The organism is Mesorhizobium sp. B3-2-1, from assembly GCF_006439515.1.
Classification (GTDB): Bacteria; Pseudomonadota; Alphaproteobacteria; order Rhizobiales; family Rhizobiaceae; genus Mesorhizobium.
In genome coordinates, this window is the sequence record NZ_VFTI01000054.1 from 1 (window position 1) to 16,561 (window position 16,561).

The window sequence follows — 16,561 nt, forward strand, 5'->3', positions numbered from 1 at the left end:
TGTCGGGCGCAATGCGAGGGTCGCAGACGCAGAATAACGTTCGGTCGAGTTCCCTGCGCCCCCCTCTGTCCTGCCGGACATCTCCCCCTCAAGGGGGGAGATTGGCAGCTTCATTGATGGCGCTTCCCTGTCAGCGTCGAAAATTGGCGAAAGCCGAAATAACAGCCGATCTCCCCCCTTGAGGGGGAGATGTCCGGCAGGACAGAGGGGGGCACTGTCCCGCCGGCGTCTCTGAAAAACAGGCCCGCCATCGTTCACTCCATCCCCGCATCATGCTAACCACCCTGCATGGCACAGAAGAAAGCATTCGAGGTCGATTCCTGGCTCGCGCGGCCTGATCCGCGCATCTCGATCGTCCTGCTTTATGGCCCCGATCGCGGCCTCGTCTCGGAGCGGGCAAAGGCCTTTGCCGGAAAGACCGGCCTGCCGCTCGACGATCCGTTCTCGGTGGTCAGGCTCGAGGGTTCGGAGGTCGATCGCGATGAGGGCCGGCTGCTCGACGAAGCCCGCACCGTGCCGATGTTTTCCGATCGCCGGCTGCTCTGGGTGCGCAACGCCAGCGGCCAGAAGGCGCTGGCCGACGACGTCAGGGCGCTGACGGCGGAGCCGGCGCGCGATGCCATCATCCTGATCGAGGCCGGCGACTTGAAGAAAGGCGTCGGGCTGCGCGCGATAGTCGAGGGCGCGGACAATGCAATCGCACTGCCCTGCTATGCCGATGAAGCCCGCGACATCGACACCGTCATCGACGACGAGCTGCGCAAGGCCGGCATGTCGATGACGCTGGAGGCGAGACAAGCGCTGCGCCGCAATCTCGGCGGCGACCGGCTGGCCTCGCGCGGCGAGATCGAAAAGCTCGTCCTCTACGCCCATGGCCAGAAGGAAATCGGCTTGGAGGATGTGAGGGCCATGTCGGGCGACGTGTCCGGCGCGTCTTTCGACGACGCCGTCGACGCGCTACTCGAAGGCAAGATCGGCGACTTCGACACCGCCTTCACGCGCCACTGCCAGGGCGGCGGCCAGCCCTTCCTGGTGCTGTCCTCGGCGATGCGGCAGATACAGCAGATCCAGGTCATGCGCGGCCAGATGGACTCAGGCGGCCGCAACGCCGCTTCCGTCGTTGCCGCCGCGCGCCCGCCGGTCTTTTTCGCGCGCCGCAAGCTGGTGGAGAGGACGCTGGAGCGCTGGAACAGCGAAGCGCTCGGCCGCGCGCTGACCCGCCTGCAGTCGGCCGTGCTGCAGACGCGGCGCCGGCCGGACCTGTCGGTGGCGCTGGCCAGGCAGGCGCTGCTGGGGATCGCGGTGGAAAGCGCAAGGCTGGCGCAGAGGTAGGCGCCCTCTTCCTTCTCCCCTTGTGGGAGAAGGTGGCCTCGCGAAGCGAGGTCGGATGAGGGGTGCTCCAGCTTGGCGCGTCTTGATGCCAATCGGTTGCTTCAAAACCATCGTCTCACTCCGCTGGAACACCCCTCATCCGTCTCGGCGCTGCGCGCCGATCCACCTTCTCCCACAAGGGGAGAAGGGAAGAACGCCCGAAACATTCGCCGGCTAAATACCAAAGAAATCCCAGGAAGAGTGTGTCGCGATCTTCCATTCGAACTGCGTAAAAACAAGAGTTGAGAGGTCCGCGATTCTATGAACCACCGAGCCGCCTCTAATCCTGCTTCAACCGCCGGCACAGCTCGTCCAGCTGTTCCAGGCTCCGATACGCAACCCGCAGCACACCACCCTTGCCCTTGTGATCGACCGTGACGATCATGCCGGTCGTATCGGTGAGCAGCTTTTCCAGGGCCAGCGTGTCGGCGTCCTTTTCGACGGCTGGCGCGGCAGGTTTGCTGCCATTGGAGCTGGTGCCGGCCGGCATCTGCGCCAGCGCCTCGGCCTGGCGCACGGAAAGGCCCTCCTCGACGATGCGCTTGGCGAGACCGGCCGGGTCCTCCGCCGTGACCAGCGTGCGGGCATGGCCGGCCGACAGCGCGCCGTCGACCAGCATGTCGCGGATCACGTCGGGCAGCTTCAACAATCTCAACGTGTTGGCGACATGGCTGCGGCTCTTGCCGATGACCTGGCCGAGATCGGCCTGGGTGTAGCCATGGTCGTCGATGAGCTGCTGGTAGCCCTGTGCCTCTTCGACCGGATTGAGGTCGGCGCGCTGGACGTTCTCGATGATCGCCAGCTCCAGCGCCGTGCGGTCGTTGACTTCGCGGATGATGACCGGGATCTCGGTCAGCCCGGCACGCTGCGCCGCGCGCCAGCGCCGCTCGCCGGCGATGAGCTCATAGCGGCCGGCCTGCGTCGGCGAGGGCCGCGCCACGACCGGCTGCACCACACCATGCTCGCGGATCGACTGGGCGAGGTCGGTCAGTTCGGCATCGCCAAAATGGCGGCGCGGATTTCTCGGGTTTGGGCTGAGAAACTCGATCGGCACCTTGCCGTCGGCGCTCATGCCGGGCTTTTCCGGTGCGGCCGGGCGATCGATCTCGCCGATCAATGCCGCCAGTCCGCGTCCCAGTCTTTTCCTCGAGAGATCTTCGCTCATCTTTATTCCACGTCTATTTCAGATCGTTTCGGTAACGAATCGGCTGTTTATTATGCATTCGATCTAATCAAGCGGCGCGCAATTTACGCTCGCGGCGGATCACTTCGGAGGCTAGTTGCAGGTAGGCCTGGCTGCCAGAGCATTTCAGGTCGTAGAGGATCGCCGGCTTGCCATAGGACGGCGCCTCCGACACCCGCACATTGCGCGGAATGATGGTCTCGTAGACCTTGTCGCCCATATGCTCGCGCACGTCCTGCACCACCTGGTTGGCGAGGTTGTTGCGGCCGTCATACATGGTCAGCACGATGCCCTGGATGGTGAGATCCGGATTGATCGAGCGACGCACCTGCTCGACGGTTTCGAGCAGCTGGCTGAGACCTTCCAGCGCGAAGAATTCGCATTGCAGCGGGACGAGAACGGAATCGGCCGCCGCCATTGAATTCAAAGTCAAAAGATTGAGCGAGGGCGGGCAATCGATCAGCACGTAACCAAAGGGCGCTCCGCGCTCGGTCGCCGCGCGCAGTGCATTGCGCAGCTTGAGCACCCGGTCCGGCGCCGATGCGATCTCCATCTCGATGCCGAGCAGGTCGAGCGTCGAGGGCACGATCGACAGGCCGGGCACCGCGGTCGGAATGGCCGCGGCTTCCAACTCCAGTTCGCCCGTCAATACATCATAGGACGAGACCGTCCGGTCCTTGCGGTCGATGCCGAGGCCGGTGCTGGCATTGCCTTGCGGGTCGAGGTCGACGATCAGCACTTTTTCGCCGATTGCCGCCAGCGCGGTGGCCAGGTTGATGGCGGTGGTGGTCTTGCCGACACCGCCCTTCTGGTTGGCTACGGTGATGATTCGAGGGCCATTCTTCATCATGGGTTTATGCCAGAAATTCATCTTTGGGTCGCCGAATAATCAGACCTTGTCTCGGTTCAGACAGGTCGCACATTGGACAATTCGAGGATGACGCCGCTGGCGTCGGTCACGCTTGGATGTTCTACCAGATCGAAGGTCCACCGGTTAACGCTTTCTTGCACTTCGGCCCGGTAATCCCGGCCTTTGTGAAACAGCGCCCGCGCGCCAGAGGCCAGCCAGGGCGCCGACAGGTCGAGCAGGACCGAAAGCGGGGCCAGCGCCCGCGCCGTGACGATTTGCGGCTTCGAAACAAGCACATGGCTATCCTCGATGCGGCGCGCCACGACCCGCGCGGGCAAGCCGAACTGACCGATGACGGTCTGCAGGAACGAGGCCTTCTTGCGGTTGCTCTCGACCAGATCGATGCTGGCTCCCGGGCGCTCGGCGAGCAGAAACGCCATGACAAGCCCGGGAAATCCGCCGCCCGATCCGATGTCGACCCAATGTGCGGCTTCGGGCTCTATCCGCGCAAGCTGCGCGCTATCCAGGATGTGGCGTTGCCAGACATCACCGGAAGTCGATTGCGCCACGAGATTGATGCTGCGGTTCCATTTCTGAAACATCTCTTCGAACGCTACCAGGCGATCGAATGTTTCACGTGAAACCGGACCGGCGGCGTCCTGCAGGCTCTCGCGGGAGAAAGACCTCACGCAACGTCCCTCTGCTCGGCTTTTTCAGCGGTTTCCCAATGACGGACATGCGCGACAATGATCGCCAGCGCCGCCGGCGTCATGCCTTCCATGCGCTGCGCATCGGCGATGGAGCGCGGCCTTCGCGCCTGCATCTTCTGCTTCAGCTCGTTGGACAGCCCGGGCACGCCGGCGAAGTCGATGGCCTCCGGGATCAGCCGGCTCTCCTCATGCCGGATCTGCGCGACATCCGTGCTCTGGCGGTCGAGATAAACCGAATATTTCGCTTCCGTTTCGAGGCGCTCCGCGGTCTTGGCGTCGATGTCATGGAATTTCGGTTCGACCAAGGCCAGCCAGGCAATATCGACACCGGGATAGGCCAGCAATTCAAAGCCGGACCGGCGCACGCCGTCGCGATTGATCTCCAGGCCGTGCCGTGCCGCCTCGTTCGGCGTCATGGTCAGCGAAAGCGCCAGTTGGCGCGCTTCGTCGAGCCGCCGCGTGACATCGCCAAAACGCTGCATCCGCCGCGCCGAGGCGATCCCAAGCTTCTGCGCCAGCGGCGTCAGCCGTTCATCGGCGTTGTCGGCGCGCAGCGACAGCCGGAATTCAGCCCGCGAGGTGAACATCCGGTACGGCTCGCTGATGCCTCGGCTGGTGAGATCGTCGACCATCACGCCGATATAGGCCTGGGTGCGGCTGAGCACGACCTGCTCGCCGCCCGCGGCGCGCCGCGCTGCGTTGAGGCCGGCGAGCAGCCCCTGCCCGGCGGCCTCTTCATAGCCGGTGGTGCCGTTGATCTGCCCGGCGAGAAAAAGCCCGGCAACGCGCTTCGTCTCCAGCGTTTGATGCAGTTCGCGCGGATCGACATGATCATACTCGATTGCATAGCCCGGCTGCAGCATGACGGCGCGCTCCAGCCCGGGAACGGTCTTCAGGATGTCGAGCTGGACGTCTTCCGGAAGCGAGGTCGAAATGCCGTTGGGATAGACGGTGTGGTCGTCGAGCCCTTCAGGCTCGAGAAAGATCTGGTGCCCGTCGCGATCGCCGAACTTGACGATCTTGTCCTCGATCGACGGGCAATAGCGCGGCCCAACCCCTTCGATCGAGCCGGAATACATGGCCGAACGGCCAAGATTGGCGCGGATCAGCTCGTGCGTGGCCGTGGTCGTGCGCGTGATGCCGCAATCGATCTGCGGCGTCACGATGCGGTCGGTCAACAGCGAGAACGGTACCGGGTTCTCGTCCGCCGCCTGGCTGTCCAGCGAAGCCCAGTCGATGGTTCGCCCGTCCAGGCGTGGCGGCGTGCCTGTCTTGAGCCGCCCGAGCCTGAAGCCGGCGCGGTCCATCGTCGCCGACAGTCCCATGCTAGCCTTCTCGTTCATCCGGCCGGCGACAATCTTCTTTTCACCGATGTGGATGAGCCCGCGCAGGAAGGTTCCCGTCGTCAGCACCACGGCGCCGCAGGCAAGCCGGCGGCCGTCCGCCAGCAGAACCGCGGCAATTCTCCCATCGGAGATTTCGAAGTCGAGAACTTCGCCCTCGACAACCTCAAGATCGTTCTGCTGCCGAATCGCTTCCTGCATGGCAAGGCGATAGAGTTTTCTGTCGGCCTGCGTGCGAGGTCCGCGCACCGCCGGGCCCTTGCGGCGGTTGAGCAGACGGAACTGGATGCCGGCGGCGTCCGCCACCCGGCCCATCAGCCCGTCCATGGCGTCGATCTCGCGCACCAGATGCCCTTTGCCTAGCCCGCCGATCGCCGGGTTGCACGACATCACGCCGATCGTGTCGAAACGCAGCGTCACCAGCGCGGTCCTGGCGCCGGCGCGCGCCGCGGCGCTGGCCGCTTCGCAACCGGCATGGCCGCCGCCCACCACAACCACATCACAGTGATCGGTCATCTTACATAAGTCCCGGACTCAAAGAGATCAGCGACACATGTGCCCGCGAGACGGGACTGTCAAGAAAACTTCCGCGCGACGTTTCACGTGAAACAGCCAAACCCTGCTTCTGGCCGCGTTTCACGTGAATCACGGCCCAAGATGTTTCACGTGAGTCAGCCTGGGCCTCTGCTATCGACCGTACGTGTTTCACGTGAGTCATTTCCCGATGCAGAACTGGGAAAAGATCACGTCGAGCAAGTCTTCCACGTCCACCGCACCAACGATCCGCCCCAGGCGATCCGCTGCCAGACGCAGCTCTTCGGCGCGCAATTCCTGGGGCATGCGTTCATCGGCGGCCCCATGCAGATGCCGGTTCGCCGCCCCGAGCAATTCGACATGCCGCAGCCGCGACGGCAGCACATCGCCGGCGTCGCCGGCTGCCTCGGTAGCGCGGCGACCGATCTCCGCCAGCAATCCATCCATGCCCGTCCCGTCGACCACCGATATGCCGAACTCGTAGCGCCCAGCCGCGTCGCGGGCTGCTTCTCTGTCGAGCAGGTCGAGCTTAGTACCGACGCGCAATGCTTGCGCCGTCACCGGAAGCGGACCTGCGTCCCTGGGGTTGGCGGCGTCCTCGAGCAGCAACAACAGATCGGCGCGATCCGCCTTGGCTTTCGCCTTCTCGATGCCGATCGCCTCGACCTTCCCAGGCGCTTCCCGCAACCCGGCCGTGTCGGTGAGCCTGACACGCAGACCTTGGAGATCCAGAACGACCTCCAGCAGGTCGCGGGTGGTGCCGGGTTCATCCGTTACAATAGCCGCATCGCGCCGCGCCAAGGCGTTGAACAGGCTCGACTTGCCGGCGTTGGGCGCACCGAGGATGACGACCTCGAAGCCGTCACGGATAATCTCGGCGGCATGAAATCCCGCTATATGGCGGTCGATCTCTGATATCATCGACCGCACGTCGGACCAAACCGTGTCCGAAACGGAACCCGGCACATCATCCTCGTCGGCAAAGTCGATCTCGGCCTCGATCATGGCCCGCGCATGGATCAGGCGCCGGCGCCAGCCGAGGTAAAGCTCACTCTGCGCGCCCTCGGCATTCTGGACGGCGAAGCGCCGCTGCGCTTCGGTTTCGGCGTTGACGAGATCCGCCAGCGCCTCCGTCTCGACGAGGTCGACCTTGCCGTTGAGAAAGGCGCGGCGTGTGAATTCTCCCGGTTCCGCATGCCTGACGCCGTCGAATCCGGCGATCGTCTCCAACATCCTGGCCACCACGGCGCGCCCGCCATGAACATGGAACTCGGCGACATCCTCACCGGTGAAGCTGCCCGGCCCGGGGAAGAACACGACCAGCCCGGTGTCGAGCACCGTTCCATCTGGTGCCCTGAACTTGCACAGAACCGCCGCGCGCTGCTTAACCACGCCACCGGCAATCGTTTCGAGAACGAATCGAGTCCTAGCGCCGGATATCCGTAGCACCGCAACGCCAGCCGGAAGCCGGCCGCTCGACAGCGCCACGATCGAATCGCTTGAAATCATTTGCCCGCTCTACCGAACCGCCCTAGCTTTCGTCGATCACCCACCCCGAGTGCCTCGAAAGTTGGCCATTGTGACATTGCCCGCGCAAAACCTGCTTGCCGAAGAGGCCAGCCCCTATCTGCAGCAGCACAGCGGCAATCCCGTCCATTGGCGGGGATGGTCGCCGGCGTCGCTCGATGAAGCAAAGGCGCTGGACAGGCCCATCCTGCTCTCCATCGGCTACGCCGCCTGCCACTGGTGCCACGTCATGGCCCATGAAAGCTTCGAGAACGACGACGTCGCCGCCGTCATGAACCGTCTGTTCGTCAATATCAAGGTCGACCGCGAGGAGCGCCCCGACATCGACCAGATCTACATGGCGGCACTATCCTCGATGGGCGAACAAGGCGGCTGGCCGCTGACCATGTTCCTGACGCCGGACGGCAAGCCGTTCTGGGGCGGCACCTATTTCCCGCGTGAGCCGCGCTATGGCCGTCCAGGCTTCATCCAGGTGATGGAAGCGGTCGACAAGGCCTGGCGCGAGAAGCGGGCGAGCCTGCACCAGAGCGCTGACGGCCTGACCTCGCATGTCGAGGCGCGGCTCTCGGCCACCCGTTCCAAGGCGCTTCTCGATCGCGATACGCTGTCCGATCTCGCCGGCCGCGTCAGCGGTATGATCGACCGCGATCGCGGCGGCCTCGCCGGCGCGCCGAAATTCCCGAACGCGCCGTTTATGCAGACGCTGTGGCTGTCGTGGCTGCGCGATGGCAATGCCGCGCACCGCGACGACGTTCTCATCAGCCTCGAACAGATGCTGAGCGGCGGTATCTACGATCACATCGGCGGCGGCCTCAGCCGCTACTCGACGGACGCCGAATGGCTGGTGCCGCATTTCGAGAAGATGCTCTACGACAACGCCCAGCTCATCCGCATCTGCAATTGGGCTCTTGCGGCAACCGGGAACGATTTGTTCCGGATACGAATCGAAGACACGGTCGACTGGCTGCTGCGCGAAATGCGGGTCGACGGCGGTGCCTTTGCCGCCAGCCTCGACGCCGACAGCGATGGCGAGGAGGGCCTATTCTACACCTGGAGCGGGGAAGAGATCGAATCCGTCCTTGGCGGTGATTCGGCCTTGTTTTTCAAATACTTCACGCTTTCCAGCCCAGCCGGCTGGGAGGGCAAGCCGGTGATCCATCAGACCCTCTCCCAACAATCGCTGAGCATTGCCGACCGTGAACGGTTGGTGCCGCTCGAGGCAAGGCTTCTCGCCGTCCGGGAAGAACGGGTCAGGCCTGGCCTGGACGCAAAGACCCTTACCGACTGGAATGGCTTGATGATCACAGCGCTCGCCGAGGCCGGCCGCTCGCTGGCACGGCCGGATTGGATCGAGGCCGCGGCAAAGGCCTTTGCCCATATCAGCAAGGCCAGCCGCGACGATCGCTTGCCGCATTCCATGCTCGGCACCAGGAAATTGTTTCCCGCCCTGTCGAGCGACTATGCCGCCATGACCAACGCGGCGATCTCGCTGTTCGAAGCCACGGGCGACTGGACCTATGTCGACCAGGCCAGCCGCTTCCTCGAACGGCTCGACCATTGGCACGCCGACGCGCAAGGCGCCGGCTATTTTCTCACCGCCTCGGACAGCACCGATGTGCCGATCCGCATCCGAGGCGATGTCGACGAGGCCATTCCGTCAGCCACCAGCCAGATCATCGAGGCGCAGATCCGGCTCGCCTCGGTCACCGGCAATCTCGATTTGCAGGAGAGGGCGTCGAAAACCGCCGAGCACGCCGCCGGCCGCGCCGCGCACCAGGCCTATGGCCAGGCGGGCATCGTCAATGCCTGCGCGCTTGCCATCGAACCGCTGAAACTGGTCATCGTCGACGACCAGCCAGATCAAAGGCTCGTTCCGGTGGTGAATCGAAACCCTGATCCGCGCCGTGTCGATATCGTCGTGCCGATCGGTACGGAGGCGAATCGACCCTTGCTACCCGGCGGAATCCTGCCGCCGACCAACCAGCCCGGCGCCTGGCTGTGCACCGGCCAGGTCTGCCTGCCGGTGGTCACGGATCCCGATGAGCTGGAAGGGCTGTTGCGGCGAAATTGATCAACACGCAATCGCATCCGATGCCTTGAGTGCACGACTTCAAACGCTGGCGCCGCCCCTCATCTGGCTACCGCCACCTTCTCCCCGTAGAACGGGGAGAAGGACGATGTCATCGCCGATTTCGCCAGTCGTCGTCGTTACAGAAGGTGCGAGGGTTGCGGCTGCCGCTTTCTCCCCGTTCACGGGGAGAAATGCCCGGCAGGGCAATGAGGGGCAGCGCCGGCTTCCGCCATTAACCCCAACCGCGAGGCTTTGTCTTCGGAAGAAGAATATCCGCCCCTCGGCCAATCAAGTGTTCATCGAATCGAAGAAATCGCCATTGGTCTTGGTCTGCTTCAGCTTGTCGATCAGGAACTCGATCGCGTCGGTGGTTCCCATCGGAGCCAGGATACGGCGCAGCACGAAGATCTTCTGCAGGTCCTGACGCGACACCAGCAGGTCTTCCTTGCGGGTGCCGGACTTGAGGATGTCGATCGCCGGATAGATGCGCTTGTCGGCCACCTTGCGGTCGAGCTGGATTTCGCAGTTGCCGGTGCCCTTGAACTCTTCGAAGATGACTTCGTCCATGCGGCTGCCGGTGTCGATCAACGCGGTGGCGATGATGGTGAGCGAGCCGCCTTCCTCGATGTTGCGGGCGGCGCCGAAGAAGCGCTTCGGGCGCTGCAGCGCGTTGGCGTCGACACCGCCGGTCAGCACCTTGCCGGATGACGGCACGACGGTGTTGTAGGCGCGGCCGAGGCGCGTGATCGAATCCAGGAGGATCACCACGTCACGGCCGTGCTCGACAAGGCGCTTGGCCTTCTCGATGACCATTTCGGCGACCTGGACGTGCCGCACCGCCGGCTCGTCGAAGGTCGAGGAGATCACTTCGCCTTTGACCGAACGCTGCATGTCCGTCACTTCCTCCGGACGCTCGTCGATCAGAAGCACGATCAGATAGCATTCCGGATGATTGGCGGTGATCGAGTGCGCGATGTTCTGCAACAGCACCGTCTTGCCGGTGCGCGGCTGGGCGTTGATCAGGGCGCGCTGACCCTTGCCGATCGGCGCCACTAGGTCGATCACGCGAGGCGATATGTCCTTGCTGGGCGGATTGTCGACCTCCATCTTCAGACGCGACGTCGGATAGAGCGGCGTCAGATTGTCGAAGTGGATCTTGTGGCGGATCTTTTCGGGATCGTCGAAATTGATCGTGTTGACCTTGAGCAGCGCGAAATAGCGCTCGCCCTCCTTCGGGCTGCGGATCGGCCCCTCGACCGTATCGCCGGTCTTCAGCGAAAAGCGCCGGATCTGCGACGGCGAGATGTAGATGTCGTCGGGACCTGGCAGGTAGTTGGCATTGGCGGAGCGCAGGAAGCCGAAACCGTCCTGCAGCACCTCGACCACACCGTCACCGATGATTTCGATGTCCTGGGCGGCGAGCTTCTTCAGGATCGCGAACATCAGTTCCTGCTTGCGCATGACGCTGGCGTTCTCGACCTCGAGCGATTCGGCATAAGCGATCAGCTCTGGCGGCTTCTTGTTCTTGAACTCAGTGAGTTTCATTTCTTGCATTAGACGGACTCTGGGTAGGCTTTGGGGGAAAAGATCGGCGGGATGCGACAAATGCCGGGCGCGGCCGAAAGCAATGACGGGCGGCGCATGACGGGAAGGAAGACCCGTCTTGTATCGTCGGTCGGCTGAAAGAGCAAGCCGCCTTTTGAGCGGGTCCGATGAAGCCTCAGAACGGCTTCACGACGACCAGGATCACGATTGCGATCATCAGCAATGTGGGGATCTCGTTGACGATCCGCCAGTGCCTTGCCGGTTTTTCGTTGCGGTCCTCGGCGAATTTGCGCACAGCGGCGGCCAGATAGCCGTGAACGCCAGACAAAATCAGCACCAGGCCGATCTTGGCATGCAGCCAGCCGCCCTGGAACGCAAAGATCTTCCAGGCCAGCCACAGCCCGAACACCCAGGTGAGGATCATCGCCGGATTGATGATGCCGCGCAGCAGACGCCGCTCCATCACCTTGAACGTCTCGGATTGAACGGAACCCTTCTCCGCGTCGGCGTGATAGACAAGCAGCCGCGGCAGATAAAGCATGCCGGCCATCCAGGAGATGACGGCGAGGATATGGATCGCCTTTGCCCAGGGATAGAAGCTTTCCGGTGCGAAGAAGAACAAAAGCGCGGTGAGAACGATCAGGACAGCGATGCCGACGACCATCCGCTTCATCGCCTGCCCGGTGCTGTTGCCTGTGTCAATCATCAGCGTGCCGCGCTCCGAACCTGTTTCACCATCGCCTCGACATGCGCCACCGGCGTCTCGGGCGTGATGCCATGGCCGAGATTGAAGATCAGCGACCCGTCCCCCAACGCCCCGAGGATCGCTCCGACGCCGTCGGCCAGCGCCTGGCCGCCGGCGACCAGCCGCAACGGATCGAGATTGCCCTGGACGGCACCTTGCCTCTGCAAGGCCTTCGCTGTCTCGAGCGGCACCGTCCAGTCGATGCCGAGCCCGGTCACGCCGGTCTTCTCGCGATAGCTCTGGTAGCGGGCTCCGGCGCCCTTGGGAAAACCGATGATCGGCACGTCGGGATGGACGGCCCGAACTTGTCTCACGATCTCGGCCACCGGCTCGACGCAGAACTGTTCGAACGAGGCATCGTCGAGCACGCCCGACCAGGAATCGAAAATCTGCACAACATCCGCGCCGGCCTCTATCTGGCGCATCAGGTAGGAAGCCGAATGATCGGCGAGCACTTTCAGCAACCGTCGAAACGCCGCCGGCTCGCGGTACGCGAACAGCCGCGCCGGCGCCTGGTCCGGCGTACCGTGGCCGGCGATCATATAGGTCGCCACCGTCCATGGCGCGCCGCAGAAGCCGATCAGCGTCGTCTCGTCGGGCAGTTTCGCCCGCAGCCGGCGAAGCGTCTCGTAGACCGGTTCGAGATTCACGTGAAACATCTCGCTTCCCAGCGCCGCGATTTCCGCCGTCGAAATCGGCGTCAGCAGCGGCCCGCGCCCTTCCTCGAAGCGAACGTCGCGGCCAAGCGCATGAGGAACGACAAGGATGTCCGAGAACACGATCGAAGCGTCGAAGCCGAAGCGCTCGATCGGCTGCAGCGTCACTTCGACGGCAAGGTCGGGGTCGTAGCAGAGATCGAGGAACGAACCGGCGCGTCTTCGCGTCTCACGATATTCCGGCAGATAGCGCCCGGCCTGGCGCATCATCCAGAGCGGAGGAGGAAACACCGTCTTGCCCTTCAGGACATCCAGCATGATCCGTCTTGCAGGCATCGAGCGCTCGCCTCTCCCGGCTTCCTCTTAATCAAATATCTTATTTTAAAAGAGTCTTCTGATTCTAAGAGTCTGTTGGTTGTGGTGGTTGTCACCTGTCCCGCTTTGGCCGCCAAAACGCCAGCAAGCATATTGTCGCGCACTCCCGATCGCGGTTTGCAGGGTTGTGGGGACAATCAGGAATCTGTCACTGGAGTCAATGCGCTAGATCAATCGCCTTCGAGCCCTGCCCTGTGGACGAGCGAAAGGCAAAGCGCTTCGTCCACGGACTTGTCCCCAGCCGTCCGGCCAAGCTGACAGCACATCGAATTGTGGACAAACCGGCATCTGATACAGTCGCCTTCGGCCGGCACGACCGCCTGTCCGACCTTATCCACATCCGCCCACAGCCCCAGGTGACCCCTGTGAACAAACCCCAGAGCTTCTTCCACCTGCACCTGATTTCCGACGCCACGGGGGAAACGCTGCTTGCCGCCGGCCGCGCCGCCTCGGCGCAATACAAGGATGCGCGCGCCATCGAGCACATCTACCCGCTCATCCGGACCGAAAAGCAGATAGCCAAGGTGTTCGAGGACATTGAGGAGGAGCCGGGCATCATCCTCTACACGGTCGTCGACCAGAAGCTGGCGCGCGGCATCGACGAACGCTGCGCGGCCATGGGCCTGCCCTGCGTGTCGGTGCTGGAGCCCGTGCTGACCGTCTTCCAGTCCTATCTCGGGACGCCGGCCGGCCGCCGCGTCGGCGCCCAGCATGTTCTCGACGCCGAATATTTCCGGCGCATCGATGCGCTCAATTTCACCATGGACCATGATGATGGCCAGCTGCCGGCCAACATGGATGACGCCGATGTCGTGCTGATCGGCATATCGCGGACGTCGAAGACGCCGACCAGCATCTATCTCGCCAACCGGGGCATCAAGACCGCCAACATACCGATCGTGCTCGGCGTGCCGGTGCCCGAAAGCCTGCTCAGCGCCAGGACGCCGCTGATCGTCGGGCTGATCGCCACCGCCGAGCGCATCTCGCATGTCCGCCAGAACCGCATCCTCGGCAATTCGAGCACCTACGTGCCGACCGAGTATGTCGACCGCGCCGCCATCAACGAGGAACTCGCCTACGCCCGCCAGATCTGCACCCGCCATGGCTGGCCGATGATCGACGTCAGCCGCCGCTCCATCGAGGAGACGGCCGCGGCCATCGTTGCCCTGAGGGGGAAGACGAGATAGATGGCGAAAAGTGAGTTTCTGAGTCTTCCTATGGGAAAGTCGGCGCCGCCCCTCACCTGCCTGCCGGCATCCTCTCCCCGTATAGTGACGGGGAGAGGGCGCTGTTATCGGTGGTTTCGCCGATTGGCGCCGACGTCGCGGCCAGCGTCTTTCTCCCCGTCTCTATACGGGGAGAAATGTCCGGCAGGACAATGAGGGGCGGCGCCAACGTTGCAGATAAAACTCATACGCCAACGGCCCTGTATTTGCGCCCGGGAGCAAAAATGACAGAAAAAATCATCCTCGCTTCAGGTAGCCCGTTCCGCAAGGCGATGCTGGTCGATGCCGGCGTCGACATCGAGGCGGTTCCCGCGACGCTAGACGAGCGCGCGCTTGAAGCGCCGTTGCAGGACAGCGGCGCCTCGCCCGAGGACGTCGCCTTGGTGCTCGCCGAAGCCAAGGCCACCGAAGTCAGCGAGCGCCGGCCCGGCGCGCTGGTGCTCGGCTGCGACCAGACGCTGTCGCTCGGCGACGAAGTGTTCCACAAGCCGGCCGACATGGAAGGCGCGCGTCGCCATCTCCTGGCCCTGTCGGGCAAGACCCATCAGCTCAACAGCGCCGCCGTGCTGGTGCGCGACGGCAATGTATTGTGGCGCCATGTCGGCATCGCCTCGATGACCATGCGCAAGCTCGACCCTGCCTTCATCGGCCGGCATCTCGCCCGCGTCGGCGCCAGGGCGCTGGCCAGCGTCGGCGCCTATCAGGTCGAGGGCGAAGGCATTCAGCTGTTCGAGAAAATCGAAGGCGACCATTTCACCATTGTCGGCCTGCCGCTGCTGCCATTGCTGGCGGAACTCCGTACCCTGGGAGCCATCGATGGCTGAGACGATGAAGAAGGCCTTCGTCACCGGCCATCCCATAAAACATTCGCGCTCGCCGATGATCCACGGCCACTGGCTGGCCAAGCACGGCATCGACGGCAGCTACGAGGCGATCGACGTGGCGTCGCGGGACTTCGCCGATTTTCTGGCGAGCATGCAGGCCAATGGCTATCGCGGCGGCAACGTCACCATCCCGCACAAGGAGGCAGCCTTTGCCGGGGTCGCGTGCCGCGATGATGCAGCGGACCAGATCGGCGCCGTCAACACGCTGTGGCTCGAGGACGGCACTTTGTGGGGCGGCAACACCGATGGCCACGGCTTTGCCGCCAATCTCGACGATTACGCTCCGGGCTGGGCGTCCAATGGCCCGGCAGTGGTGCTGGGTGCCGGCGGCGCCTCCCGCGCCGTCATCCATGCGCTGAAGGAGCGCGGCCTCGGCGACATCCGCATCGTCAACCGCACGCTCGCCCGGGCAATCGAATTGCGCGACCGCTTTGGCGCCGGCGTTTCCGCGCACGAAATGGCCGCGACCGCCGAATTGCTGGGCGACGCCGGCCTGCTGGTCAACACCACCGCTCTGGGCATGCAGGGCAATGAGGGCCTGCCCGCCGACCCCGCGCTGCTGCCCGACAACGCCATCGTCAACGACATCGTCTATGTGCCGCTCGAAACCCCCCTGCTCGCCGCCGCGCGGGCACGGGGACTGAAGACGGTCGACGGGATCGGCATGCTGCTCAACCAGGCGGTGCCCGGCTTCGAGCGCTGGTTCGGCGTCAGACCGAGGGTTACGGCTGAGCTCCGCGCGCTCATCGTTGCCGATCTGGTGCCCAAATCATGATCGTGCTCGGCCTCACCGGCTCGATCGGCATGGGCAAGTCGACGACGGCCGAGATGTTCGCCGAGGCCGGCGTGCCGGTGCATGATTCAGACGAGGCGGTGCACCGCCTCTATGCCGGCAAGGCGGCCCCCCTGGTCGAGGCCGCCTTTCCCGGCACCACCGCTGGTGGAAGCGTCGACCGCGCAAAACTCGGCGCCCGTGTCCTCGGCGATACGGCAGCCCTGAAAAAGCTCGAGGCCATCATCCATCCGCTGGTCCGTGCCGATGCCGACGCCTTCCTGGCCAGGCATCGTAACGCCGGCGAATCGATCGCGGTCCTCGACATCCCGCTGCTGTTCGAAACCGGCGGCCGTGGGCGGGTCGACAAGGTCGTCGTCGTCACCGCGCCGGCCGAAGTCCAGCGCCAGCGCGTGCTGGCACGGCCAGGCATGAGCGAAGAAAAACTGGCGTCGATCCTGGCCAAGCAAGTGCCGGATGCCGAAAAGCGCCGGCGGGCCGATTTCGTCATCGACACCGGTGAGGGGATGGACGCCGCACGCGCCGCGGTTGCAGCGATTATTGCCGAACTGGCGGGCAAGCCGGGAAACTGACGCTATCGGAGGCCATCGCACACCGGCAATGCCGATCGTCCAGATTGCCGTCGGCGCCACCGCTCATCTGCCTACCGGCATCTTCTCCCCGTATAGGGACGGGGAGAAATGCCCGGCTGTCCGAACCGGATAGATAGGTAACAGAATGGACCGATAGCATGGGTGACAGTTTTCTT

The 16,561-nt window shown here is 63.8% G+C and carries 14 protein-coding genes; 6 read left to right on the plus strand and 8 right to left on the minus strand.

Translation table 11 applies throughout. From position 1 onward, the window contains the following. Nucleotides 1-288: 288 nt before the first annotated feature. On the plus strand, nt 289-1,332 hold the full coding sequence (gene holA / locus FJW08_RS31620; protein ID WP_140813685.1) for a DNA polymerase III subunit delta: 1,044 nt from the start codon (nt 289-291) through the stop codon (nt 1,330-1,332). A 319-nt stretch (nt 1,333-1,651) separates the two neighbouring features. Here holA and FJW08_RS31625 read toward each other — a convergent pair whose 3' ends face one another. The 5 genes from FJW08_RS31625 to mnmE all read right to left on the minus strand — a co-directional run bounded on the left by FJW08_RS31625 (nt 1,652) and on the right by mnmE (nt 7,500). Then, complete coding sequence (locus FJW08_RS31625; RefSeq protein ID WP_140762322.1) at nt 1,652-2,536, minus strand: ParB/RepB/Spo0J family partition protein; 885 nt, start codon at nt 2,534-2,536, stop codon at nt 1,652-1,654. Between the two features lie 67 nt (nt 2,537-2,603). Further along, complete coding sequence (locus FJW08_RS31630) at nt 2,604-3,404, minus strand: ParA family protein (protein WP_031240355.1); 801 nt, start codon at nt 3,402-3,404, stop codon at nt 2,604-2,606. 56 nt (nt 3,405-3,460) lie between these two features. Then, a complete protein-coding gene (rsmG, locus tag FJW08_RS31635) occupies nt 3,461-4,093 on the minus strand; it encodes a 16S rRNA (guanine(527)-N(7))-methyltransferase RsmG (protein ID WP_140813686.1) in 633 nt (210 codons plus the stop codon). Continuing rightward, on the minus strand, nt 4,090-5,973 hold the full coding sequence (mnmG, locus tag FJW08_RS31640; RefSeq protein ID WP_140813687.1) for a tRNA uridine-5-carboxymethylaminomethyl(34) synthesis enzyme MnmG: 1,884 nt from the start codon (nt 5,971-5,973) through the stop codon (nt 4,090-4,092). The genes rsmG and mnmG overlap by 4 nt, the downstream gene beginning before the upstream one ends. A gap of 198 nt (nt 5,974-6,171) precedes the next feature. Then, on the minus strand, nt 6,172-7,500 hold the full coding sequence (gene mnmE / locus FJW08_RS31645) for a tRNA uridine-5-carboxymethylaminomethyl(34) synthesis GTPase MnmE (protein ID WP_140813688.1): 1,329 nt from the start codon (nt 7,498-7,500) through the stop codon (nt 6,172-6,174). A gap of 70 nt (nt 7,501-7,570) precedes the next feature. Here mnmE and FJW08_RS31650 point away from each other — a divergent pair, with 70 nt between their 5' ends. After that, complete coding sequence (locus tag FJW08_RS31650; RefSeq protein ID WP_140813693.1) at nt 7,571-9,589, plus strand: thioredoxin domain-containing protein; 2,019 nt, start codon at nt 7,571-7,573, stop codon at nt 9,587-9,589. Between the two features lie 288 nt (nt 9,590-9,877). Here the strand turns inward: FJW08_RS31650 and rho are convergent, their stop codons facing one another. From rho to hemE, 3 genes are all read right to left on the minus strand, one after another. Further along, nucleotides 9,878-11,143, minus strand: coding sequence for a transcription termination factor Rho (gene rho / locus FJW08_RS31655; RefSeq protein ID WP_027145740.1), 1,266 nt, complete (start codon nt 11,141-11,143; stop codon nt 9,878-9,880). Between the two features lie 166 nt (nt 11,144-11,309). Next, nucleotides 11,310-11,840, minus strand: coding sequence for a protoporphyrinogen oxidase HemJ (hemJ, locus tag FJW08_RS31660; protein ID WP_140813689.1), 531 nt, complete (start codon nt 11,838-11,840; stop codon nt 11,310-11,312). Next, complete coding sequence (gene hemE / locus FJW08_RS31665; protein WP_140813690.1) at nt 11,840-12,871, minus strand: uroporphyrinogen decarboxylase; 1,032 nt, start codon at nt 12,869-12,871, stop codon at nt 11,840-11,842. The genes hemJ and hemE overlap by 1 nt, the downstream gene beginning before the upstream one ends. Before the next feature lie 404 nt (nt 12,872-13,275). Here hemE and FJW08_RS31670 point away from each other — a divergent pair, with 404 nt between their 5' ends. The 4 genes from FJW08_RS31670 to coaE all read left to right on the plus strand — a co-directional run bounded on the left by FJW08_RS31670 (nt 13,276) and on the right by coaE (nt 16,385). Further along, entirely contained in the window at nt 13,276-14,097 is an 822-nt protein-coding gene (locus FJW08_RS31670) for a pyruvate, water dikinase regulatory protein (RefSeq protein WP_140762301.1), read from the plus strand. 263 nt (nt 14,098-14,360) lie between these two features. Beyond that, complete coding sequence (locus FJW08_RS31680) at nt 14,361-14,960, plus strand: Maf-like protein (protein WP_140762298.1); 600 nt, start codon at nt 14,361-14,363, stop codon at nt 14,958-14,960. Next, a complete protein-coding gene (locus tag FJW08_RS31685; RefSeq protein WP_140813691.1) occupies nt 14,953-15,795 on the plus strand; it encodes a shikimate dehydrogenase in 843 nt (280 codons plus the stop codon). The genes FJW08_RS31680 and FJW08_RS31685 overlap by 8 nt, the downstream gene beginning before the upstream one ends. Then, on the plus strand, nt 15,792-16,385 hold the full coding sequence (gene coaE / locus FJW08_RS31690; RefSeq protein ID WP_140813692.1) for a dephospho-CoA kinase: 594 nt from the start codon (nt 15,792-15,794) through the stop codon (nt 16,383-16,385). Before FJW08_RS31685 ends, coaE begins: the two co-directional genes overlap by 4 nt. The last annotated feature ends 176 nt before the right edge of the window (nt 16,386-16,561 follow it).

Excerpts from the sequence above, each read along its gene's own strand:
- holA (WP_140813685.1), top strand. The coding sequence starts at position 289 with ATGGCACAGAAGAAAGCATTCGAGGTCGATTCCTGGCTCGCGCGGCCT.
- FJW08_RS31625 (WP_140762322.1), bottom strand. The coding sequence starts at position 2,536 with ATGAGCGAAGATCTCTCGAGGAAAAGACTGGGACGCGGACTGGCGGCA.
- FJW08_RS31630 (WP_031240355.1), bottom strand. The coding sequence starts at position 3,404 with ATGATGAAGAATGGCCCTCGAATCATCACCGTAGCCAACCAGAAGGGC.
- mnmG (WP_140813687.1), bottom strand. The coding sequence starts at position 5,973 with ATGACCGATCACTGTGATGTGGTTGTGGTGGGCGGCGGCCATGCCGGT.
- mnmE (WP_140813688.1), bottom strand. The coding sequence starts at position 7,500 with ATGATTTCAAGCGATTCGATCGTGGCGCTGTCGAGCGGCCGGCTTCCG.
- rho (WP_027145740.1), bottom strand. The coding sequence starts at position 11,143 with ATGCAAGAAATGAAACTCACTGAGTTCAAGAACAAGAAGCCGCCAGAG.
- hemJ (WP_140813689.1), bottom strand. The coding sequence starts at position 11,840 with ATGATTGACACAGGCAACAGCACCGGGCAGGCGATGAAGCGGATGGTC.
- hemE (WP_140813690.1), bottom strand. The coding sequence starts at position 12,871 with ATGCCTGCAAGACGGATCATGCTGGATGTCCTGAAGGGCAAGACGGTG.
- FJW08_RS31680 (WP_140762298.1), top strand. The coding sequence starts at position 14,361 with ATGACAGAAAAAATCATCCTCGCTTCAGGTAGCCCGTTCCGCAAGGCG.
- FJW08_RS31685 (WP_140813691.1), top strand. The coding sequence starts at position 14,953 with ATGGCTGAGACGATGAAGAAGGCCTTCGTCACCGGCCATCCCATAAAA.
- coaE (WP_140813692.1), top strand. The coding sequence starts at position 15,792 with ATGATCGTGCTCGGCCTCACCGGCTCGATCGGCATGGGCAAGTCGACG.